Raw genomic sequence first — 23,869 nt, forward strand, 5'->3', positions numbered from 1 at the left:
AAAAATAAAGGCCGGAGCCTTTATTTTTTATTTTTTCTTTAAAATATATAAATCTTTGTTTGGACCATCAATTTCCTTTCCTTCAGTATCCAGCTGAATAAGAATATTCTCACCAACTTTATATTGAGTAGCGGCATTTTTACCTTTTAAAGTAATGATGCTGCCTGTTTTGTCCCAGGTAAAAGATCCTTTATCTTCATTTTTGGATTTCCTGTCGATATATTCTTCAGTAATCGTGAACGTTTTATCCGTATTTAATGTTAACGAAATTTTGATTCCCGGACAGTCTGCACATGGAATAGTTCCTTCGTATGTTCCATTCCAGTCTAAAGCATTTTCAGAAGTATCACCTAAGGCGCTTGTGGTAGAATGAGTGGCACTGTCTGCCGCTGCGGGCTGAACAGCAGTAGAATCTGTTGCAGATCCGGTAGTTTCAGTTGTTGTTTCTTTTTTAGTACAGGAAGCAAGAAATAAGGCAGCTCCTATTCCAAGGATAAACACTTTGTTTTTCATCATAATAATTAAATGTTTTTATTAATACAAGTAACAACCAGCAAACAAAAATCAAGCCAAAAACGGGGAAAAGATCAGGGTAAACGATTAGGCAAATCTTAGTTTGCATTACCAATGAATGGGTACAGTTTTTTATTCCAATTCTTCCGTATATATGCTGCCGATACCCGAATATTGTAAATATATTTTACTCTGTATAGGAATATAAAAAAGCTTATTCATACTTTTACCTGTGTTTTATGAAGTCTATTCCTATTTTTCTTCGTAAATTGGGGCAAAATTTTGATTATGACAAAAAAGATACTTTTATCTGTATTTCTTTTGCCGGCTGCAATGGCATTTGCACAACAATACGGAGGAATGTGGATTCCTACGGAACTGAATGAAAAGGAAATGAAGGATTTGGGAATGAAAATCTCTGCCAAAGACATTTTCAATACTCAGAAGCCGAGCATAAAAGATGCAGTAGTACAGTTTAATGGCGGATGCACCGCAGAAATCATTTCACCTAAAGGATTACTGTTAACCAACCACCACTGTGGCTATGGACAGATCCAGGCGCATTCTACGGTTCAGAATGACCTTCTTTCCAATGGTTTTTGGGCCAAAAATACAAGTGGTGAGCTTCCAAATCCGGGGGTAAAAGTGGATTTTATTGTAGATATAAAAGAAGTGACCAACCAGATTCTGGAAGGAACAGATAATCTTACAGAACCTGAACTTACCAAAAAAATCAACAATAATATTGAGGTTTATAAGAACTCTCAGAAAATAGAATCTTATCAATCAATCCTGGTAAAGCCTATGTACTATGGAAATAAGTATTATGCTTACACGATTGAAACCTATAAAGACATCCGACTGGTTGGTGCTCCGCCACAAAGCATCGGGAAATTCGGTAGCGATACAGACAACTGGGTTTGGCCGAGGCATACCGGAGATTTTTCTATGTTTAGAATCTATGCAGGAAAAGATAACAAGCCGGCAGAGTATTCAAAAGACAACGTACCTTACGTGCCGAAACATTATCTCCCGGTTTCTATAAAAGATAAAAATGAAAACGATTTTACTTTCGTATTCGGATTTCCGGGAAGAACTACGGAATATCTTCCTTCAGTAGCCGTAGAAAAGATCATGAAAGATATTGATCCTGCCAGAATTGCAGTACGTGATGTTGCCTTAAAAACATTAGACGAAAAAATGCGTGTAGATAATGAAACACGTATTAAATATGCTTCAAAATATGCATCTGTAGCAAATTACTGGAAAAAATGGATTGGAGAAGTGGAAGGATTGAAAAAATCCAACGCTGTTGAGAAAAAAGTAATGTATGAGGGTTCTTTGGTAGCTAAAAATCCAGAGATCAAGACTACTTTAGACCAGCTGAACAAACTCTACAATGATCAGGCTCCTTATGCGTTAAACAATGCTTATTATACAGAAGTGGTAAGAAATGCTGAAACATTAAAACTGGCAGGAGATTACTACGACTTTGTAGCTGCTGTGGAAGCTGGTAGAATGGACGAAAAGGAACTTTCGAAATTAAAAACAAAATTAACTTCTTTCTACAAAGATTACAGCGCAGAGCTTGATGCTAAAGTAACGGCTAAACTATTGGCACTGTACGCCAATAAAACGGCACCACAATTTTTACCGGCAGGATTCAGCAAATACAAAGATGAAAATGCCAATATCCCGGTAGTGGAAGAGATGTCTAAAAACTCAATCGTCACCGGAAGAACAGCAGTAAACGGTGCCGCATTAACGACAGATATTGATAAAGCTTTTTCTAATCAGGACAAATTAATCAAAACATTAAAGAAAGATCCTATTTATCAGTTATATGTTTCCATGAAAGAAACGTATACAAAAACGGCTGATCCGCAATATACTTCCCTTCAGGCAAAAATTGATGCATTGCAGAAGAAGTTTATGGCTCAGCAGATGGCTACCGATAAAGACAGGAAATTCTTCCCGGATGCGAACTCAACACTTCGCGTGACGTACGGAAAAGTAAAAGGATCTACACCAAGGGATGCAGTTTCTTATGGATACCAGACGCACTTAGCCGGTGTAATGGAAAAATATATTCCGGGAGATTATGAATTTGATGTGCCTAAAAAACTGATTGACCTTTATAACAAAAAAGATTTCGGAATCTATAAAGATAAAACCGGTGATGTTCCTGTAGGATTCACTGCAACAAACCACACAACTGGTGGAAATTCAGGAAGTCCGGCTCTTGATGCCAATGGAAACCTGGTGGGACTGAATTTTGACAGACAATGGGAAGGGACTATGAGTGATATTAATTTTGACCCCCGTTTCAGCAGAAATATCATGGTAGATACAAAATATATCTTATTTATCATCGATAAATTTGCCGATTCCAAATGGCTGATTGATGAAATGAAAGTGATCAAGTAAATTACCTGATCTAAAATAAAACCGCTCAGTACAAGCTGCTGAGCGGTTTTTTATTTTTTAATGGCCAAAAATATCTTTCAGGCTTACCTCTTTAAAAGTCCCCATTTTACCCACAGCCTCCATATCGAGGTTCTCTTTTTTCCCGATAATAGCTGTATTAAAATGTACCGATTGAATATTCGTCTTGTAAAACTCTTTGATGTCTTCAAATTTCAAACCTTGAATCTGCTCATAGATATCCTTTCTGAAATCATGCTCAATATTCAGCTTTTTCAGTCTTAAAGTATTAAAGAAAATATTATTTCGGGTAATTCTGGTGGAAGCAATCTGTTTCAGGGCAGCGTTCCTGGCATTCTCAAATTGAATAGGCACTTCTGGAAGCTCATTCATCAGTTCATTCATGGTATCAACGGCAATCATCAGTTTATCAGGCTGTGTTCCTATATAAGTGGTGATATAATCAGGATGTTTTAATTCCGAATTGGCTGCATAAGAAACATATGCGGAATAGGCAAGGCTTTTACTCTCACGGATTTCCTGAAATACAATAGAAGAAAGACCTCTGCCAAAATATTCATTAAACACATTGATTTTACCAAAGTTGGATGGATTTACAGAATAGCCTTTTCCTATTTTGCTCATTTCCATCTGTACCATATCATAATTGATGAAATATACATGGCCGCCGGTTTCAGGTTCCGGATACTTTTTAGGTTCCGGAATCTGAAGACTTTCAGGTTCAATATACTGTTCAATATATCCTTTGAAGTTTTCAAAATTTTTGCCATAGAAAAATATCTGATATGGATATTGGAAGAGCTTCTTCATCCGGTCGGTAAATACTTCAGCCTGGCTATTCTCAAGTTCTTCCTGAGAAATGATATCTGTAAAACGGGAGAACTTACCCAGCTTTGTATAATTCGTTAAGGCAGTCATGATCCGGTTTTTATCATTTTTAACAGCCCGCCGGTTTTCCAGAACGGTATCTACAAACTGATTATAAATTTCCTGGTCAGGTTTTACATCATACATCCAATGCTGGAGAAGTGAAATACCTTTTTCAATATTCTCTTCCAGACCACTTAAAGAGATCAGCAGCTGATCATTGGTTGTTTTAAAATCATTGCTGATCCCGATTTTGAAAAACTCCTTTTTCAAATCTTCAGGAGAAAGCTTATGAGTTCCCAAATATTGAAGTAGCTGGGTAGAGATCCCTAGATCTCTGTCATGATCACTTCCAAATGGAAATATGAAATGCAGTTGTGCAATATCATTATACTTATTTCTGACGAAGCTTATTTTTTTACCTTTAAGAGTATCTGTGGTTATTTCCTTTTGATAATCAATGAATTCCGGCTGTATATCCTCAGTTTTGTCAGCTAAAATCTCTTTCAGAAAATCAGATTGAGTATCCCGGTTGATTTTAACAGGGGTAATGCCTGGATTTTCAACCCTGACCAATTTATCATTTACTCCTTTTTCTTTATTAATTATCACATAATTATCTTTGAAAAAATTTTGGGCAAAACTGATAACGTCTTCCCTGGTAAATCGGGCATATTCTTCCATTTCATTGAGTTCCTGTTCCCAGGTCCTTCCTTTGATATAAGAATCATAAAGAGTTGTAGCCAGCCCCTCAGCGGTCTCAAGACCTTTCATTCTCTGGAGTTTAAAATCATTTATGATAGCGGGTAGCATCCAGTCCGGAAAATCGCCTTTTTTTATAAGTTCAATCTCCTCGAGAACCAGCTCTTTTGCCTCGTCTAAGGTCTGGGTCTCCTTAGGAACGGCAACAATTGAAAAATAGCCATATTGTTTTAATCCTACAGAAAATGCTTGTGCCCAGAGCATTTTTTGGGTCTGGTTGATGTGAAGGTCCAATAATCCTGCTTCACCACGATTACTAAGGATATTGGCAACAATATCTGCAAGCATAGCCTCTCTTGTTCCATAGCTGTCTGTTCTCCAGGCAAGCTGAATCCTTGGTGTAGTAGGACTTTTTACTGTTCTTTTTATAACCTTTGTAATGGGCTTTTCAATAACAGGAGTCTTTTGGGGAAGTTCTTTATAAGGAAGAGTGCCAAAATACTGATCAATTAATTGTATTGTTTTATCAAAATCAAGATCACCAACCAGTACCATTGCATAATTATTAGGAACATAATATTGGTCAAAATATTGATGAATAGCCTTCATAGAAGGGTTCTTAAGATGTTCGGGTTTACCCAGGGTAGTCTGTTGCCCGTTGGGATGAGTAGGAAAAAGAGCATCCATCAGTTCATAATTCACTAACCTTGAATCATTATCCTGTGCCCTGTTGAACTCTTCATATACGGATTCCAACTCCGTATGGAAAAGACGCAGTACAATTTCCGAAAACCTTTCCTTTTCGATTTTCAGCCACTTTTCCAGTTCATTATTCGGAATATTGTTTTTATAAACAGTTTCATCAAACCATGTATGGGCATTGGTTCCGGTAGCTCCCAGAGAAGAAATTGCCTTGTCATATTCATTGGCAATTGCATATTGACTGGCTTCCTGGGAAATTTCATCTATTTTTTTATAGATTTCTTTTTTCTTTTCAGGATCCTGTTCAGCTTTGTGCTCTTCATATAATATGGAAATCTGGTCAAGGAGCTGCTTTTCTTTTTCCCAGTCTTGGGAACCTATTTTAGAAGTTCCCTTGAACATCATATGTTCAAGATAATGGGCCAGTCCTGTATTATCTGCCGGATCATTATTGCTTCCGGTTCTTACCGGAATGAAGGTTTGAATTCTTGGGGCATCAAAATTTTGAGCCAGGAATACTTTCAGTCCGTTTTTCAGAGTATAGATTCTGACGTTATTTTCGTCGTGGGTAATCGTAGTATATTGGTAGTGGTTGATATCAGTGTGAACTGTTTCTTTATATTTCTTGTCAATCATATATAAACTCATTTCATTCTTTACAATTCAGAATGCAATTACAAATGTAAGGAATCGACAAAAATGTTTTCCTCTTTTTATAACTATTACATCTATTATTGTAGTTGAAAGCTTGTATCAAACACGGCGCGTAAATAAAATTGAGTAATGTGCGGGTTATTATAAATAATGTATTATATGTATATTTTGGCTAAAGCCGGTGGAATCTTATGGTTTTTATTGATCCCGGGCTAAAGCCGGGCCTATTGAATAGGTGTATTTATAATATTCTCAAAGCTTAAAAACAATGATTAATTTACCATCCAGTCGTCATTGATAAAAAAAAATTACTCCAACTTTTAATTTTCCAATTGCCCCTTTAAACATTTGTTTATAATTTTTATCGCTAATTGCCAGCCTTTTAGCTTAAAATAGGAATGGAAAATGAATTTTATGTTAACTAGACTTGTTTTGCGTTGTATAAAGTTGTTATCTTTGCCCCACTGAAAACGAGAGAGAGTCAGTAAGCGCAGAAGGGCTTTTAGGTAAGCAAGAACATTATAATACTTCAAAAAGAGACGGACGAAAAAAACTTAAAAACTTTTTGCAAAAAGAGTTGTGGTTTTAAAAAGAGTTTGTATCTTTGCAGTCCGAATAAATCGGAGCGCAGGAGAGGAGTGATTGAGGTTTTGAGAAGAATTAAGGTTACTTAAAAAACTTTAAAATTTTCTTCAGGAACATTTGGTCATTACAAAATAAAGTTTTACTTTTGCACTCGCAAATACGGAGCGGATATAGACAGAAAGATAGCTTCGTTAAAAAGCGGAAGATATAAAGATCATTGACATACAATATAACAACCAAGTAAGGAAAAACTAAAGCGTTAAAAACTTTGAGTGAGTCAGACAAACATACAATGGAGAGTTTGATCCTGGCTCAGGATGAACGCTAGCGGGAGGCCTAACACATGCAAGCCGAGCGGTAGATTGCTTTCGGGCAATTGAGAGCGGCGTACGGGTGCGGAACACGTGTGCAACCTGCCTTTATCTGGGGGATAGCCTTTCGAAAGGAAGATTAATACCCCATAATATAAGAGACGGCATCGTTTTTTATTGAAAACTCCGGTGGATAGAGATGGGCACGCGCAAGATTAGATAGTTGGTGAGGTAACGGCTCACCAAGTCGACGATCTTTAGGGGGCCTGAGAGGGTGATCCCCCACACTGGTACTGAGACACGGACCAGACTCCTACGGGAGGCAGCAGTGAGGAATATTGGACAATGGGTGAAAGCCTGATCCAGCCATCCCGCGTGAAGGACGACGGCCCTATGGGTTGTAAACTTCTTTTGTATAGGGATAAACCTTTCCACGTGTGGAAAGCTGAAGGTACTATACGAATAAGCACCGGCTAACTCCGTGCCAGCAGCCGCGGTAATACGGAGGGTGCAAGCGTTATCCGGATTTATTGGGTTTAAAGGGTCCGTAGGCTGATTTGTAAGTCAGTGGTGAAATCTCACAGCTTAACTGTGAAACTGCCATTGATACTGCAAGTCTTGAGTGTTGTTGAAGTAGCTGGAATAAGTAGTGTAGCGGTGAAATGCATAGATATTACTTAGAACACCAATTGCGAAGGCAGGTTACTAAGCAACAACTGACGCTGATGGACGAAAGCGTGGGGAGCGAACAGGATTAGATACCCTGGTAGTCCACGCCGTAAACGATGCTAACTCGTTTTTGGGATGTAAGTTTCAGAGACTAAGCGAAAGTGATAAGTTAGCCACCTGGGGAGTACGAACGCAAGTTTGAAACTCAAAGGAATTGACGGGGGCCCGCACAAGCGGTGGATTATGTGGTTTAATTCGATGATACGCGAGGAACCTTACCAAGGCTTAAATGGGAAATGACAGGCTTAGAAATAGGCTTTTCTTCGGACATTTTTCAAGGTGCTGCATGGTTGTCGTCAGCTCGTGCCGTGAGGTGTTAGGTTAAGTCCTGCAACGAGCGCAACCCCTGTCACTAGTTGCCATCATTAAGTTGGGGACTCTAGTGAGACTGCCTACGCAAGTAGAGAGGAAGGTGGGGATGACGTCAAATCATCACGGCCCTTACGCCTTGGGCCACACACGTAATACAATGGCCGGTACAGAGGGCAGCTACACAGCGATGTGATGCAAATCTCGAAAGCCGGTCTCAGTTCGGATTGGAGTCTGCAACTCGACTCTATGAAGCTGGAATCGCTAGTAATCGCGCATCAGCCATGGCGCGGTGAATACGTTCCCGGGCCTTGTACACACCGCCCGTCAAGCCATGGAAGTCTGGGGTACCTGAAGTCGGTGACCGTAAAAGGAGCTGCCTAGGGTAAAACAGGTAACTAGGGCTAAGTCGTAACAAGGTAGCCGTACCGGAAGGTGCGGCTGGAACATCTCATTTTAGAGCGTTGAAGAACGTTAAACAAAATTAGTGTCCTAGAGACACAGTACTTACTTAAAGTAAAGCTTTAGTTTTTTGTTTGGTTGGTTATATTATAAATACACAACCCACTAGAAATTAGTAAAGGGATTGGGACAAAGAGGCAAGATAAAAGAAGGAAGCGCAGTCTGATATCTAATATCTGAAATCTGTTAGTCTAACAGACAGTCTCGTAGCTCAGCTGGTTAGAGCGCTACACTGATAATGTAGAGGTCGGCAGTTCGAGCCTGCCCGAGACTACTAATTAAGGCGGCTGGCAAATAGCTTATAGCAGATGGCAAGAAAGCCAAAAGCAAGAAGCAAATCGCTAGAAGCACCTAGAGGGGGAATTAGCTCAGCTGGCTAGAGCGCCTGCCTTGCACGCAGGAGGTCAAGGGTTCGACTCCCTTATTCTCCACATAGTGGATGGTTTAGTTTTAAACAAGCAAATAGAGCCAAAAACAATATTTGCGAATTAAACTTGAAATAGCAATTAAGATCATTGACATTAACGGTAAAGACATCACAAAGAGAAAACCGAGCGCATAAAGCGCTTGAGTAACCAAAAATAGGAAAGAAATCGTTAAGGGCGTATGGCGGATGCCTAGGCTTTCAGAGGCGACGAAGGACGTGGTAAGCTGCGAAAAGCTACGGGGATTGGCACACACGAATTGATCCGTAGATATCCGAATGGGGCAACCCAATACATTGAAGATGTATTACCTCGTAAGAGGGGCAAACCCGGAGAACTGAAACATCTAAGTACCCGGAGGAAAAGAAATCGAAGAGATTCCGTAAGTAGTGGCGAGCGAAAGCGGATTAGCCCAAAAGTCTTTATATATTTAGAAGAATGTTCTGGAAAGAACAGCCATAGACGGTGATAGCCCGGTATTCGAAAGGTATATTTGGATGATAAATGAGTAGGGCGGGACACGTGAAATCCTGTCTGAATATGGGGGGACCATCCTCCAAGGCTAAATACTCCTGAAAGACCGATAGTGAACAAGTACTGTGAAGGAAAGGTGAAAAGCACTTCGAATAGAAGGGTGAAATAGAACCTGAAACCGTACGCCTACAAGCGGTCGGAGCAGCGTAAAGCTGTGACGGCGTGCCTTTTGCATAATGAGCCTACGAGTTAATTTTACTAGCGAGGTTAAGTAATTAAGTTACGGAGCCGGAGCGAAAGCGAGTCTGAATAGGGCGCATAGTTAGTAGGATTAGACGCGAAACCTTGTGATCTACCCATGGGCAGGTTGAAGCTCTGGTAACACAGAGTGGAGGACCGAACCGGTTGACGTTGAAAAGTCTTCGGATGACCTGTGGGTAGGGGTGAAAGGCCAATCAAACTGGGAGATAGCTCGTACTCTCCGAAATGCATTTAGGTGCAGCGTCGCAACAAAGTTTATTAGAGGTAGAGCTACTGATTGGATGCGGGGGTTTCACCGCCTACCAATTCCTGACAAACTCCGAATGCTAATAAATGTTTTGCGGCAGTGAGGGCATGGGTGCTAAGGTCCATGTCCGAGAGGGAAAGAACCCAGACCAACAGCTAAGGTCCCCAAATATATGTTAAGTTGAAGCAACGCGGTTGGACTGCATTGACAGCTAGGATGTTGGCTTGGAAGCAGCCATTCATTTAAAGAGTGCGTAACAGCTCACTAGTCGAGCGGTCCGGCATGGATAATAATCGGGCATAAACATATTACCGAAGCTATGGATTTATATTTTATAATATATCTGGTAGGAGAGCATTCTATTTGCGCCGAAGCAGTACTGTGAGGTATTGTGGAGCGGATAGAAAAGAAAATGTAGGCATAAGTAACGATAAAGGGGGCGAGAAACCCCCTCACCGAAAGACCAAGGCTTCCTCAGCCATGCTAATCAGCTGAGGGTTAGTCGGGACCTAACGCGAACCCGAAAGGGGTAGTGGATGGACACAGGGTTAATATTCCCTGACTTGCTCACGATAAAAGGGGACGGTTGGATGTATCTGCTGGAGACTGACGGAATAGTCAAGGCCTAGCCTTCGGGCGAAGCTGCTGTAGAGTAATCTGATCCAAGAAAAGCCGAAGTGAAGCAACCCGTACCAAAACCGACACAGGTGGTCGAGGAGAGAATCCTAAGGTGCTCGAGTGAGTCGTGGCTAAGGAACTAGGCAAAATAGTCTCGTAACTTCGGAAGAAGAGACGCCTCCCTCCGGGGAGGCCGCAGTGAAGAGGCCCAGGCGACTGTTTATCAAAAACACAGGACTCTGCTAAATCGAAAGATGCTGTATAGGGTCTGACACCTGCCCGGTGCTGGAAGGTTAAGGAAGGTGCTTAGCGTAAGCGAAGGCATTAACTGAAGCCCCAGTAAACGGCGGCCGTAACTATAACGGTCCTAAGGTAGCGAAATTCCTTGTCGGGTAAGTTCCGACCTGCACGAATGGTGTAACGATCTGGGCACTGTCTCAGCCACGAGCTCGGTGAAATTGTAGTATCGGTGAAGATGCCGATTACCCGCAATGGGACGAAAAGACCCTGTGAACCTTTACTATAACTTCGTATTGACTTTGAGTAAGTAATGTGTAGGATAGGTGGGAGGCTTTGAAGCAGGCACGCTAGTGTTTGTGGAGCCGTCGTTGAAATACCACCCTTTACTTACTTGGAGCCTAACTTCCTATGGAAGGACATTGCGTGGTGGGTAGTTTGACTGGGGTGGTCGCCTCCAAAAGAGTAACGGAGGCTTTCAAAGGTACCCTCAGCACGCTTGGTAACCGTGCGTAGAGTGTAATGGCATAAGGGTGCTTGACTGTGAGACCAACAAGTCGATCAGGTGCGAAAGCAGGACATAGTGATCCGGTGGTTCCGTATGGAAGGGCCATCGCTCATAGGATAAAAGGTACTCCGGGGATAACAGGCTAGTCTCCCCCAAGAGCTCACATCGACGGGGAGGTTCGGCACCTCGATGTCGGCTCGTCACATCCTGGGGCTGGAGAAGGTCCCAAGGGTTGGGCTGTTCGCCCATTAAAGTGGCACGCGAGCTGGGTTCAGAACGTCGTGAGACAGTTCGGTCTCTATCTATTGCGGGCGTTAGATGTTTGAGAGGGCTTGATTCTAGTACGAGAGGACCGAATTGAACAAACCTCTGGTGTATCAGTTGTACCGCCAGGTGCACCGCTGAGTAGCTACGTTTGGAAGAGATAAGCACTGAAAGCATATAAGTGCGAAACTCGCCTCAAGATGAGACATCTTTTAAGGGTCGTTGTAGATGACAACGTTGATAGGCTATAGGTGTAAAGGCAGTAATGTCATAGCCGAGTAGTACTAATTACCCGTAGATTTATAGCCTATGGTTGCTATAAAATTATCATATTAAACATATAATAAATGACAAGTACTTTATGCGCAGTAAAGGTTTTGTCTTTGTGAGAGTTTTTATCGCTTAAAACAGATGTCAGATATAAGACATCAGATACCAGACCTTTAAGTCTGAAATCTGAAATCTAAGTTCTGATATCTTATATACCTTCTTTAGGGTGGTTTTAGCGGTGGGGCTCACCTGTTCCCATTCCGAACACAGAAGTTAAGCCCACCAGCGCCGATGGTACTGCTAACGCGGGAGAGTAGGCCGCCGCCAGTTTTTATTTTATTTTAAAAGTCTCATACAGTAATGTGTGAGACTTTTTTTGTTATAGACCCATCCTATCTATATTATATCTATCCCACGCCTATGTACCTGGAACTATCCCTGCACTTATACCGGGTGAAGAGTGAAATGATAGATAACAGATAACAGATAACAGATAACAGATAACAGATCCAGGATAGCGTATAGGTTTTGGCTAAAGCCTGTGGAATTTTATGGTTTTTATTGAGCACGGGCTAAAGCCCGTGGCTATTGAATAGATGTGCTCATCATATCATCTTCTAAACATAAACATTAAAACATATCCCTATATTCCTTGATCTTTTCCCAATCCAAATCTCCACATTCCTCTGTGTCAATCCGTGTAATCCGTGGTGAAATAAAATAGCAATGCTCTTTTCATTATGGGGTTATCACTAATGGCGGGTTTAGCCCGTGGCTAGTGAATATTTACCAGGATTTATCTTTATAAAACAATTTTTTTCTAAGAGCCCATTTACTCAGATAAAATTGATAAGTTTGTATTAGTTTTCCAAAAAGAATTATAATGTCAGGAAATATTCTGATCATCGATGATGAGATCAAACTCCTTAAATTACTAGGAATGATCCTTTCCCAAGAAAATTTTAATGTTAAAGAAGCTTCAACGGCACGTTCAGCAATGACGATGCTGGAGCAGTATGATTTTGATGTCGTTTTAAGTGACGTCCGGCTTCCTGATGCTTTTGGGGTAGAATTGGTAAAGTCAATTAAAACGAAATATCCCCATCTTGAAATTATTCTGATGACTGCGTTTGGAAATATTACAGATGCTGTACAGGCAATGAAAAATGGAGCTTATGACTATCTGGTGAAAGGCGATGATAATGAAAAGATTATTCCGTTGGTATATAAAGCACTGGAAAGGGTGAAGGATAATAAAAGCAAAACGGCTCAGCATATTAATGTAGGGAAAGGTTTTGATCAAATCCTTGGAAATTCTCCTTTGATGCTGCAAGCTAAAAGACTTGCTGAGAAAGTAGCTTTAACAGACGCAGCAGTGCTTTTAACCGGAGAGACGGGCACGGGGAAGGAAGTTTTTGCAAGTGCTATTCATGAAGGGAGTGATAGAAAGAAAAATAATTTTGTTGCCATCAATTGTTCGGCATTCAGTAGGGAAATTCTGGAGAGCGAGCTTTTCGGTCACAAACAAGGTGCTTTTACCGGTGCCTTGAAAGATAAAAAAGGGCTTATAGAGGAAGCCAATGGTGGAACTCTTTTCCTGGATGAAATAGGTGAAATGCCTATAGAACTTCAAGCGAAATTATTGAGGGTTTTAGAAACCAGGGAATTCATTAAAATGGGAGAGACCAAAGTAACAAAATCGGATTTTAGATTGATTGCTGCTACCAACAGAAACTTAGAAGAAGAAATAAAGCAGGGAAATTTCAGAGAAGATTTGTACTTCAGACTGAATGTCTTTGAAATTTCACTTCCACCTTTAAGAGAAAGGAAAGAAGATCTTAAAATATTAGCAAAAAACTTTATTGATTTATTTTCTCATAAATTACATTTATCTTCTGTCCAGGTAATGCCTGATTACTATAAAGCATTGGAGAAGAACGACTGGAAAGGAAATATCCGCGAATTAAGGAATGCTGTAGAGCGTAGCCTTATTCTGATGGATAACAATGTTTTAAGTGAAGAAAGCCTTCCTCATTATTCAGGGAAAGCAATTCCGGAAAGTGACTCTTTAAGTATGAGATCCCTGGAAAAAATTCATATACAAAAAGTATTGCAATACACTAAGGGAAATAAAGCAGAAACCGCCAGATTACTGGAAATTGGTATTGCCACATTATACCGTAAGCTGGAAGAATACGGATTGAAATAAAGATTTTATCATTTTAATAAAGAGCCTATCATTTTGATAGGCTTTTCTGTTTTTATAGAGATTAATTGATGTGTGTAAATCTTTGTTTATCAAATGTTTATGATATTTGTTTCTATAATGGGCCTTCTTTTGGCCTATAGTTTTGAATAAAATATTTAAAAATGACAATTTCAAGAAAAACGTTTAAAAAACGGGAGCATTCCACTTTTAGTCTGCTGATGGTATCCTATGTATTGTTAACCCTTCTAATCTTAATAATAACGATATGATGCTCATAAGTTTGATTCTGCTGTTTGCAGTATTGTTTTGGCTTTTATATAAATCAGTTGAATTTTTTGATAAAATATAATTATGTGGAGTTTATTTTTTCTTTCCATTCTTGCCTTTGTGTACATCTGTTATGTTTTAATGAAACCTGAAAAATTTTAAGCAATCATGAATACAGAGATTTTAGGCATCATAGCCATGTTTGCTATTACGTTAGTGATGGGAATATGTTTAGGTAAATATATTGCTAATGTCTACGGATACAAAAAAACTTTTCCGGATCAGGTTTTTGAAACGATTGAAAAGTTAATTTATAAAATATCGGGTATTAATCCCAACCGCCAGATGAACTGGAAGCAGAATATGTATGCCATGCTGACAATTAACCTGGTTTGGTTTGTTATTGGATTTTTGATCCTGCAGAACCAGTCATGGTTACCTCTGAATCCGGATGGAAATCCCAATATGTCACCGGATTTGGCTTTCAATACAACAATTTCTTTTTTAGTTAATTGCAATCTGCAGCATTATTCCGGAGAAACGGGAGTAAGTTATCTGAGCCAGCTGTATTTGATGTTTTTACAGTTTGTAACTGCAGCGACAGGAATGGCCGCAATGGCGGTACTTTTTAAAGCTTTTAAAGAAAAAACAGCTACGGAATTAGGAAATTTCTATGACTTTTTTACAAGGTCAATGATTAGAATTCTTATCCCTGTAAGTATTATTGTAGCTTTTATTCTTTCTATGAACGGAAGCCCGATGACTTTTGAAGGAAAAGCTCATATGACAACCCTGGAGGGACAAAAAATTGATGTTTCCAGAGGCCCGGTAGCGGCTTTTGTAGCAATCAAGCATCTGGGAACAAATGGAGGCGGTTTTTTTGGAGCAAACTCTGCACATCCGTTTGAAAACCCTAATTATATCACGAATATGACAGAAATGGTCACCCAGATGATCATTCCGTTCGCATTGGTTTTTGCGTTGGGTTTTTATTTGCATAAAAGAAAGCTTTCATGGGTTATTTTTGCTGTAATGACGGTTGGTTTCCTTGCTCTTGCAATTCCTAATATTGTGAATGAAACAGGTGGTAACCCCTTGATTACTCAAATGGGTACAGACAGCAGTCTTGGTGCAATGGAGGGAAAAGAAATCCGTTTCGGAAGTGCAGCGTCAGGATATTGGAGCATTGCCACAACCGTAATTTCTACAGGTTCCGTGAATGCAATGCATGACAGTACGATGCCTCTTTCCGGAATGAATGAGCTTCTGGCAATGATGGTCAACTGCTTTTACGGTGGTTGTGGAGTAGGGATCCTGAACTATTTTATCTTTATCATTCTTGCCGTATTCATCAGTGGGCTAATGGTAGGTAGAACTCCGGAGTTTATGGGAAAAAAGATCGAAGCAAAAGAAATGAAAATTGCAATGATTGTTGCACTATTTCATCCGTTCCTAATTCTTGCAGGAACAGCTTTAACAGCTTATTTACCGGAGTTTGGAGCCAAAACATTGAACAATCCCGGATTCCACGGTTTCAGTGAGATGCTGTATGAGTTTACTTCTTCTTCCGCCAATAACGGATCCGGATTTGAAGGATTGGGAGATAATACCCCATGGTGGAATATTTCAACGGGAATTGTACTGTTGCTATCAAGGTTCATTCCGATTATAGGTCCTGTGGCAATTGCCGGTTTACTGGCACAGAAAAAATATATTCCGGAAAGCTCAGGTACATTAAAAACGGATACTGCTACTTTTGGATTCATGACCCTGGCAGTCATTCTGCTTATCGCAGCTTTATCCTTTTTCCCTGCATTAACGCTTGGTCCTATTGCAGAACAGATACAGTATTTCTCTAAATAATTGTGAATCTTAAAAATTAAAATCAATAATAGACCATTAAGGAAGCTGAAGAGTTCAGAAGCGAGTCTAAAACTTACTGAAACGTTCACTTAAATATTATCCATCTTTATTTCTCATGATTAGCTTGCCTTAATGGTTGTTATTGGTTAATAATGATAAAAACTCTTTCAAAAAAAATGAAAAATCAATCGCAGACATTATTTCAAAGAGATTTGGTAAACGAAGCTATAAAACAGTCCTTCGTAAAACTGAATCCGAAAATTATGTTTAAAAATCCAGTGATGTTTCTGGTAGAGATAGGAACTGTTGTTATGCTTATTGTAAGCTTGTTCAGTTTAACAGGCGACAGATCGCAGGGGGATTTCTCTTATAATTTCTTAGTATTTATTATCTTATTTTTTACTGTCTTATTTGCCAATTTTGCAGAAGCTATTGCAGAAGCCAGAGGGAAAGCGCAGGCAGATACGCTTAGAAAAACCCGTGAGGAAACTCCTGCCAAACTGGTTGTTGAAAACAAACCCGGATTTCAGGTGGAAACTGCTTTGAAAATGTCTGCCGAAATGAAGCTTGGTGATATTTTTCTTTGTGAAGCCGGAGATCAGGTTCCGATGGATGGAGAAATTGTTGAAGGATTGGCAACTATTGATGAATCTGCCATTACCGGGGAAAGTGCACCGGTTATCCGTGAAGCGGGTGGAGATAAAAGTTCTGTAACGGGTGGTACAAAAGTACTTTCAGACAGAATCAAAGTAAAGGTGACCACTAAGCCGGGAGAGTCCTTTCTGGATAAAATGATTGCTCTTGTAGAAGGAGCTTCAAGACAAAAAACCCCCAACGAAATCGCATTAACCATATTATTGGCAGGATTTACCCTGACGTTTATTATTGTTACCCTCACTTTAAAGCCTTTTGCAGACTATGCGCAGACTCCGATTACAATTGCGGCATTTATTTCACTTTTTGTTTGTCTGATTCCCACAACAATCGGAGGGCTGCTTTCTGCAATCGGAATTGCGGGGATGGACAGGGCTTTAAGGGCTAATGTTATTACCAAAAGTGGAAAAGCGGTAGAAACGGCAGGAGATATTGATGTGTTGCTGCTTGATAAAACAGGTACTATTACCATAGGAAACCGTAAAGCGACGCAATTTCACCCTGCGGAAGGAATCAAAATGGAAGACTTTATCAAAGCTTCTGCACTAAGTTCCGTAGCAGATGAAACCCCTGAGGGAAAATCAATTATAGAACTGAGCCAATTAAAACCGGAGGACTTACTTGTACCTGGTCCTACCTATATAGATTTTACAGCAGAAACCAGAACTTCAGGAATTGATTTTGAAGAAACCAGAATCAGGAAAGGCGCATACGACACCATAAAAAAATTAACAGAAAAAACCGGCAATATCTTCCCGCAGGAAACCCAAGATGCCGTAACCAAAATTTCTGAGAATGGCGGAACTCCCTTGGTGGTGGCTGTGAATGAAAAAGTATGGGGAGTAATTGAGCTCCAGGATATCATTAAAACAGGAATTCAGGAACGTTTCCAAAGGCTTAGAAAAATGGGGGTAAAGACGGTAATGGTAACCGGTGATAATCCTTTGACGGCTAAGTTTATCGCAGAAAAGGCAGGGGTAGATGATTTTATTGCAGAAGCAAAACCTGAAGATAAAATGAACTATATCAAAAAAGAGCAACAGGAAGGAAAGCTTGTAGCCATGATGGGAGATGGAACGAATGATGCCCCGGCATTAGCCCAGGCCGATGTAGGAGTAGCAATGAACAGCGGAACACAGGCTGCCAAAGAAGCAGGTAATATGGTGGATCTTGATAATGACCCTACCAAACTGATTGAGATTGTGGAAATCGGGAAACAATTGCTGATGACAAGAGGAACATTAACAACCTTCAGTATTGCTAATGATGTAGCCAAGTATTTTGCTATCATTCCGGCCTTGTTTATTACTTTTATCCCTTCCCTTCAGAAACTGAATATCATGAATCTTCACAGCCCTGAAACAGCTATTTTATCGGCTGTTATTTTCAATGCGGTGATTATTCCCTTCCTTATTCCGTTAGCTTTAAAAGGAGTGGCTTACAAACCCATTGGAGCGAGTGCTTTATTGAGAAGGAATCTTTTGATTTATGGATTGGGAGGGGTGATTGTTCCGTTCATCGGAATTAAAATTATAGACTTACTGATTAGCTTATTCTATTAAAATATAAAGACATGAAAAATCATATTGTTTCAGCATTCAGACTGACTTTGGTAATGCTGGTTGTGGTAAGTGTTTATCTGGGGGTTGTGTACGGAGGCTCTAAAGTATTGCCTACCCAGGGAAATGCAGAAATTATCAATTATAAAGGACAGAAATTCTACACCAATATAGGGCAGGAATTTAAATCTGAAAAATATTTTCACGGTCGTCCTTCTTCCGTCAATTATAATGCTGCGGGAAGCGGGGGAAGTAATAAAGGCCCTGGCAATGAAGAATATCTGGGAACTGTACAAAAGAGAATAGATACGCTAAAATTACTGAATCCGGAAATGGGAAATACTAAAGTACCCGTAGAACTGGTTACGGCAAGTGGCAGCGGACTGGATCCTGATATTTCAGAAGAAGGCGCTTTATATCAGGCAAAAAGAATTGCAAAAGTGAGAAACCTTTCTGTAGACCAGGTTAATAACTTAATTAAAGATCAGACTCAGAAACCGTTTCTAGGCCTTTTCGGACCTTCCAAAGTGAATGTACTAAAGCTTAATATTGCTTTAGATCAATTAAAATAATCTAATAATCCTGAAATAAACCATGTCAAGGTTTCAAACCTTGACATGGTTAATACCTTGCAACTAACGTGAAAAAAATTATTATTATAGGAATGCTATTGGGAACATTTTTCTCGAAAGCACAATCATCAGACTCATTAAAAACAGAGCCTAAATTCACATTTTCGGCTTATGCGGAACTCTTTTATACTTATGATTTTAATGAGCCGGCAGATCATCTCCGCCAGAATTTTTTGTACTCTTACAACAGACATAATGAAGTAAATCTTAATCTGGGACTCATAAAAGCCAATTATCAAAGTGAGAATATTCGGGCCAACCTTGCATTGATGGGTGGAACGTACGCACAGGACAATATGACCGCAGAACAGGAGGCTTTACGGTACATTAACGAAGCGAACGTAGGGATCAAAATATCAAAAAATAAAAACCTATGGATTGATGCCGGTATTATGCCTTCCCATATCGGCTGGGAAAGTGCAATAGGAAAAGATAATATCAATCTGACCAGAAGTTTTGCCGCTGAAAATTCCCCGTATTTTGAAACCGGAGTCAAAGTTTCCTATACTTCAGATAATGGAAAATGGTTTTTAAGCGGGCTTGTTCTCAATGGCTGGCAACGTATTGCCAAACCGGAAGGTAATCAGAGCATTTCCTTCGGACACCAGATCACGTATAAACCGAATGATAAAATTGCGCTGAACAGCAGTTCTTTCATAGGAAATGATAAAGTGAAGACTGAGAAAAAGATGCGGTATTTTCATGATTTATATGGAAACTTCCAGTTGACAGATCAATTTTCTGCCTTATTGGGATTTGATATCGGGGCAGAACAGAAAACGGAAGGAAATGAGCAATACAATATCTGGTATAGCCCGAATGTGCAGGTGAAATACCAGTTTGACAATCAATGGGCCCTGGCGGGAAGATTAGAATATTATAATGATAAGAACGGAGTGATCATCAGTACGAAAAGTCCTAACGGTTTCCAGACTTTCGGATATTCATTGAATGTAGATTATGCGGTATTTAAAAATGTTATTTTTCGTACCGAAGCAAGGGGATTTACTTCTAAGGATACCATTTTTGCGAAAAATGATGTTTTCAGAAAAGGAAACTTCTTTGTAACAACAAGTTTAGCAGTTTGGTTTTAATAAAAATTAAACCGGAAATCAGAATTATAACCACAAAAGTTACAAGCACTTTAGCACACTTAAGTAAGCTGATAATGTTCTGATAAAAGTACACAGAAGGTGAGAATCAAAGGTTTTCAAAAACTTAAGTGATCTTATAATGCAGTTAGTAGTAACTTACAATAACTAAAGTGTTTGTAAAAAAATAATATGTTATAATCTTGAACCTTGCATTGAAAGTGAAAACTTTTCCTACAAAAGTACTAATCTAAGGTTACAGAATGTTTGAAAAAATAATACTAAAAAGTAATAATCAATGTCATCAGCAAAACATTTTCTGGAATTGATCCAGAAATCCCGGAAAGGGAAATTCAAGATTTATATCGGGATGAGTGCAGGCGTAGGGAAAACATTCCGTATGCTTCAGGAGGCGCATTCCCTTTTACGAAATGGCATTGATGTGAAAATCGGCTACATAGAAACTCATGGAAGAGAAGAAACCGAGGCTCTCGTAGAAGGAATACCCGGAATTGAAAGAAAATCGGTCTTCTATAAAGGGAAAAACCTGGAAGAAATGGATCTTCATGCTATTATCAATGAACATCCTGAGGTGGTACTGGTGGATGAACTGGCCCATACCAATATAGAAGGTTCCAAAAATAAGAAAAGGTGGCAGGATGTGTTGGAAATCCTTGATAACGGGATTAATGTAATCAGTGCCATGAATATCCAGCATATTGAAAGTCTGAACGAAGAAGTTAAAAAAATAACGGGAGTGGAAGTGGCGGAAAGAGTACCGGATAAAATTCTGGCTCTTGCCGATGAAGTGGTGAATATAGACCTGACTGCTGATGAGCTGTTAACCCGGTTAAAGGAAGGAAAAATTTATAAAAAAGAAAAGATTCAGACAGCGTTGGGCAATTTCTTTCAGAGCGGTCACATTCTGCAGCTGAGAGAGCTTGCTTTAAAAGAAGTAGCCACCCATGTAGAAAGAAAGGTAGAAACTGAAATCAAAACAGAGAATTTTAAACCCATCAAATTTCTGGCCTGCATCAGCAGTAATGAGAAAATTGCAAAAACGATTATCAGGAAAACAGCCAGATTAGCCAGTTATTACAATAGCCCGTGGACTGTTTTATATATTCAGAAACCTTCTGAAAATCCTGAAAAAATAGCATTGGATAAACAACGGTATTTGATTAATAATTTTAATTTAGCACAGGAATTGGGAGCCAAAGTAGTCCGCATCAAAGAAAGCAGTGTTCATAACGGAATTCTGGAATATGTGATAGATCACAATATCACGACGGTCTGTATAGGTAAACCCCATGCTAAGTTCTGGCATCGACTGTTCGGATACAGCTGGATTTATACTTTAATGAACAGATTGAATGAACGGCAGGTAGATATTATTATTTTATCCTAAAAAGTAATGAGATCACAATGATTTGGAAACACAAATACCGATAAAGATGACGCGATTGCATATGTCTTTTAAAAAACAATAAGTATCATCATATGAAACTTAAAACAAAACTTACGTTAGGTGTAGGTCTTTTATTTTTACTGATTGTGTTGCTTTCAGTAATAGGTTCCGTATACATCAATAAACTAAAGTCTGATACGGAAAAGATCCTCACCGCCAATTATAACAGCCTGGAATTTTCCAAAAATATGCTCCTCGCTTTAGATAATATCGATACCGACAGTGCTATTGCAGTAAAAGATTTTCAAAAATATAATAAACTCCAGGAAAAAAACCTTACTGAATTTGGGGAAAAGGAAGCAACCCAAAACCTGAACCTGCATTTCAACAATTACCTGAAAGGGGCAACCCGTGAGAAAGAAAAGCTGATCAGGGAAGATCTTTCCAGAATTATGTCTTTAAATATGAAAGGCATAGAACGAAAAAGTGATATTGCAATCATTACTGCAGAAAATGCAACATTCTGGATTGTAAGCCTGGGAACTGTATGCTTCCTGATAGCTTTTATATTGCTTTTTAACCTGCCGCAGACAATTGCTGAACCGATTGACCAGCTGACGTTCAGTATCAGACAAATTGCCAATAAGAATTACAGTGAAAGAGTTCACTTTAAAGGAAGTGAGGAGTTTAACAGCCTTGCGGAATCTTTTAATGTGATGGCGGAAAAGCTTCAGGAATACGAAAGCAGCAGCCTTTCAAAGCAGCTGATGGAGAAAAAAAGGATCGAGACATTGGTCAATAATATGCATGATGCTGTTATTGGATTGGATGAGAACCATTTTATATACATGATCAATGATGAAGCGCTGAAAATTACGAATCTTCACAAAGAAGAAATTATCGGAAAAACAGCTCATGAGGTTGCTGTAAATAATGATCTGCTGCGTGAATTGCTGAAAAATATAGATCATCCGGTAAAAGAACCTATGAAAATTGTTCGTGATAATAAGGAAAATTACTTTGAACAGGATATTATCCCCATTAATATTACCAAAACCGGTGAGAAAGAGAAGAAATATATCGGAAAGGTGATCTTATTACGGAATATTACACCATTCAAAGAACTGGACTTTGCCAAAACCAATTTTATTGCCACTATTTCTCATGAGCTTAAAACTCCGATTTCAGCTATAAAAATGGGTGTCCAGCTACTTGGAAACCAGAAATTCGGAGCATTGAATGAGCAGCAGCAGGAATTATTGAAAAGCATTAACGAAGACGGACAGCGCCTGCTGGATATCACCGGAGAGCTTCTTAATCTTTCACAGGTAGAATCCGGAAATATCCGGTTAACAATCGAAAAATGTTCCCCTAAAGAAATCGTACAGGCTGCCGTGAAAAATGTTGAAAAACTGGCAGAACAGAAAAATATTTCCATTCAATCCGAATACGTATTGAGTGAAGAGGATTATGTGACCGCCGATTTTGATAAAACGGTCTGGGTGATGAATAACTTCCTTACCAATGCGGTAAAACATTCTTATCAGGATGAGGCAATCCATATTAAGGTGGAAAAAATGGATTCATTGATTCAGTTTAGTATTACAGATACCGGTTGCGGAATTGATGAAAAATACCATCGCCAGATTTTTGACCGCTATTTCCAGGTGCCGGGTGAACATCAGAACGGAACAGGTCTGGGATTGGCCATCTCAAAAAACTTTATTGAAAAACAAAACGGTGAGATCGGAGTAAAGAGCTCATTGAATCATGGGAGTACTTTCTATTTCAGATTGCCGGCTGCATAAATCTTTATAGTTGTTTTTCAAGGTTAAATAAAATTTTTAAATTTGAATTAAATTCATCTAAGACGACTCCTCAGATTTAAAACTTGTTTAAATAACAAAATCACCAATTAAAAGAAGGCAGAATTGTTGAAGAAATTCAGAAGCTTTTGGATTTTGAATTGGATCAGAATGAATATATTCTTGATGATTCTCAAAAGGATTGCTGAAGCAAGAGAAGAATATAAAAGAAAGGCCTGTCTTACAGAAGATGAAGCAATCAGGATATTGAAGAATGACTAAAGAAATAAATACATGAGAAAAATTGTAGGAATATTGGTATTGCTATTTTTTATTTTATCAACCATCCATATCCCAGCCCAAACCTTTAGTTTAGAACAGTTGAAAAGTTTTAATGCTCTTAGCATGGCTGATTTTAAAAAAGAGATGAAAAAGCTTAATTATACTTTTTATGATAAAGTAGAAAGCAGTGAATACAGCTTATACCAATATGACAGCCCGGGATACCAGTCTAAAATCGGGAAATTTGAATTTACAACAACTAAATCAGAAGATTGTATAGAATATGAGCTGCCTGGTAAAAAAGAATATGAACAGTACCTTAAGCTTGTATTGAAGGAGGGATATAAAGAAGCAGAAAAAGGAAAGATCATTACCAAAGAACCCTATGTAGATTATTACAAAAATAAAGATCATATCAGAATGGTATTGCCTAAACAAGGCGAGACGGCGCCATATATTATCATGGTTTTCAGATAAATGAAATGGAAAGTTAGTGCCGACTGTATAATATTTAGA

General features: G+C 39.1%; 11 protein-coding genes, 2 tRNA genes and 3 rRNA genes. 14 read left to right on the forward strand and 2 right to left on the reverse strand.

Annotated features, from left to right (window positions below; all coding sequences use genetic code 11):
* Positions 1 to 27 precede the first annotated feature (27 nt).
* Positions 28 to 516 (reverse strand): copper resistance protein NlpE, encoded by a 489-nt coding sequence (locus OK18_RS12785; RefSeq protein WP_228377606.1) that lies wholly within the window; start codon positions 514 to 516, stop codon positions 28 to 30.
* A gap of 285 nt (positions 517 to 801) precedes the next feature.
* On the opposite strand from OK18_RS12785, the gene OK18_RS12790 reads away from it, so the two are divergent.
* Positions 802 to 2,940 (forward strand): S46 family peptidase, encoded by a 2,139-nt coding sequence (locus OK18_RS12790; RefSeq protein WP_082129187.1) that lies wholly within the window; start codon positions 802 to 804, stop codon positions 2,938 to 2,940.
* A 57-nt stretch (positions 2,941 to 2,997) separates the two neighbouring features.
* Here the strand turns inward: OK18_RS12790 and OK18_RS12795 are convergent, their stop codons facing one another.
* Positions 2,998 to 5,865, reverse strand: coding sequence for a M16 family metallopeptidase (locus OK18_RS12795; protein ID WP_053329365.1), 2,868 nt, complete (start codon positions 5,863 to 5,865; stop codon positions 2,998 to 3,000).
* Positions 5,866 to 6,757: 892 nt separating this feature from the next.
* On the opposite strand from OK18_RS12795, the gene OK18_RS12805 reads away from it, so the two are divergent.
* The 13 genes from OK18_RS12805 (at position 6,758) to OK18_RS12865 (ending at position 23,830) form a co-directional block, all read left to right on the forward strand.
* A 16S ribosomal RNA gene (locus OK18_RS12805) occupies positions 6,758 to 8,274 on the forward strand.
* Positions 8,275 to 8,479: 205 nt separating this feature from the next.
* A tRNA-Ile gene (locus OK18_RS12810) sits at positions 8,480 to 8,553 on the forward strand.
* Positions 8,554 to 8,636: 83 nt separating this feature from the next.
* Positions 8,637 to 8,710, forward strand: a tRNA-Ala gene (locus tag OK18_RS12815).
* A gap of 155 nt (positions 8,711 to 8,865) precedes the next feature.
* Positions 8,866 to 11,621: ribosomal RNA gene (locus tag OK18_RS12820) — 23S ribosomal RNA — on the forward strand.
* A 184-nt stretch (positions 11,622 to 11,805) separates the two neighbouring features.
* Positions 11,806 to 11,913 (forward strand): 5S ribosomal RNA (rrf, locus tag OK18_RS12825).
* The 16S, 23S and 5S rRNA genes sit together here with 2 tRNA genes alongside, the layout of an rRNA operon.
* Before the next feature lie 553 nt (positions 11,914 to 12,466).
* Positions 12,467 to 13,792 carry a sigma-54-dependent transcriptional regulator gene (locus OK18_RS12830; protein ID WP_053328234.1) on the forward strand — a complete coding sequence of 442 codons (1,326 nt, stop codon included), beginning with the start codon at positions 12,467 to 12,469 and terminating at the stop codon, positions 13,790 to 13,792.
* A 435-nt stretch (positions 13,793 to 14,227) separates the two neighbouring features.
* Positions 14,228 to 15,922: a potassium-transporting ATPase subunit KdpA gene (kdpA, locus tag OK18_RS12835; RefSeq protein ID WP_053328235.1), complete on the forward strand. Its 1,695-nt coding sequence runs from the start codon at positions 14,228 to 14,230 to the stop codon at positions 15,920 to 15,922.
* A gap of 176 nt (positions 15,923 to 16,098) precedes the next feature.
* Complete coding sequence (gene kdpB / locus OK18_RS12840; protein ID WP_050022598.1) at positions 16,099 to 18,138, forward strand: potassium-transporting ATPase subunit KdpB; 2,040 nt, start codon at positions 16,099 to 16,101, stop codon at positions 18,136 to 18,138.
* 11 nt (positions 18,139 to 18,149) lie between these two features.
* Positions 18,150 to 18,707, forward strand: coding sequence for a K(+)-transporting ATPase subunit C (gene kdpC, locus OK18_RS12845; protein WP_053328236.1), 558 nt, complete (start codon positions 18,150 to 18,152; stop codon positions 18,705 to 18,707).
* A gap of 92 nt (positions 18,708 to 18,799) precedes the next feature.
* On the forward strand, positions 18,800 to 19,861 hold the full coding sequence (locus OK18_RS12850; RefSeq protein WP_082129188.1) for a porin: 1,062 nt from the start codon (positions 18,800 to 18,802) through the stop codon (positions 19,859 to 19,861).
* Positions 19,862 to 20,156: 295 nt separating this feature from the next.
* Positions 20,157 to 21,266, forward strand: a complete 1,110-nt coding sequence (locus OK18_RS12855; RefSeq protein WP_050022592.1) for a histidine kinase — start codon at positions 20,157 to 20,159, stop codon at positions 21,264 to 21,266.
* A 92-nt stretch (positions 21,267 to 21,358) separates the two neighbouring features.
* A complete protein-coding gene (locus OK18_RS12860) occupies positions 21,359 to 23,074 on the forward strand; it encodes an ATP-binding protein (RefSeq protein ID WP_053328238.1) in 1,716 nt (571 codons plus the stop codon).
* A gap of 291 nt (positions 23,075 to 23,365) precedes the next feature.
* The gene (locus tag OK18_RS12865; RefSeq protein WP_156173280.1) at positions 23,366 to 23,830 is read left to right on the forward strand and encodes a hypothetical protein; all 465 of its coding nucleotides are present in this window, start codon (positions 23,366 to 23,368) and stop codon (positions 23,828 to 23,830) included.
* Positions 23,831 to 23,869: the final 39 nt, after the last annotated feature.

It is taken from the genome of Chryseobacterium gallinarum (assembly GCF_001021975.1).
GTDB classification, from domain to species: domain Bacteria; phylum Bacteroidota; class Bacteroidia; order Flavobacteriales; family Weeksellaceae; genus Chryseobacterium; species Chryseobacterium gallinarum.

What these genes read in the sequence shown, in the direction of transcription:
- OK18_RS12785 (WP_228377606.1), bottom strand. Translation starts at nt 516, where the DNA reads ATGATGAAAAACAAAGTGTTTATCCTTGGAATAGGAGCTGCCTTATTT.
- OK18_RS12865 (WP_156173280.1), top strand. Translation starts at nt 23,366, where the DNA reads ATGAGAAAAATTGTAGGAATATTGGTATTGCTATTTTTTATTTTATCA.
- OK18_RS12795 (WP_053329365.1), bottom strand. Translation starts at nt 5,865, where the DNA reads ATGATTGACAAGAAATATAAAGAAACAGTTCACACTGATATCAACCAC.
- kdpB (WP_050022598.1), top strand. Translation starts at nt 16,099, where the DNA reads ATGAAAAATCAATCGCAGACATTATTTCAAAGAGATTTGGTAAACGAA.
- OK18_RS12790 (WP_082129187.1), top strand. Translation starts at nt 802, where the DNA reads ATGACAAAAAAGATACTTTTATCTGTATTTCTTTTGCCGGCTGCAATG.
- kdpC (WP_053328236.1), top strand. Translation starts at nt 18,150, where the DNA reads ATGAAAAATCATATTGTTTCAGCATTCAGACTGACTTTGGTAATGCTG.
- kdpA (WP_053328235.1), top strand. Translation starts at nt 14,228, where the DNA reads ATGAATACAGAGATTTTAGGCATCATAGCCATGTTTGCTATTACGTTA.
- OK18_RS12855 (WP_050022592.1), top strand. Translation starts at nt 20,157, where the DNA reads ATGTCATCAGCAAAACATTTTCTGGAATTGATCCAGAAATCCCGGAAA.
- OK18_RS12850 (WP_082129188.1), top strand. Translation starts at nt 18,800, where the DNA reads ATGCTATTGGGAACATTTTTCTCGAAAGCACAATCATCAGACTCATTA.
- OK18_RS12860 (WP_053328238.1), top strand. Translation starts at nt 21,359, where the DNA reads ATGAAACTTAAAACAAAACTTACGTTAGGTGTAGGTCTTTTATTTTTA.
- OK18_RS12830 (WP_053328234.1), top strand. Translation starts at nt 12,467, where the DNA reads ATGTCAGGAAATATTCTGATCATCGATGATGAGATCAAACTCCTTAAA.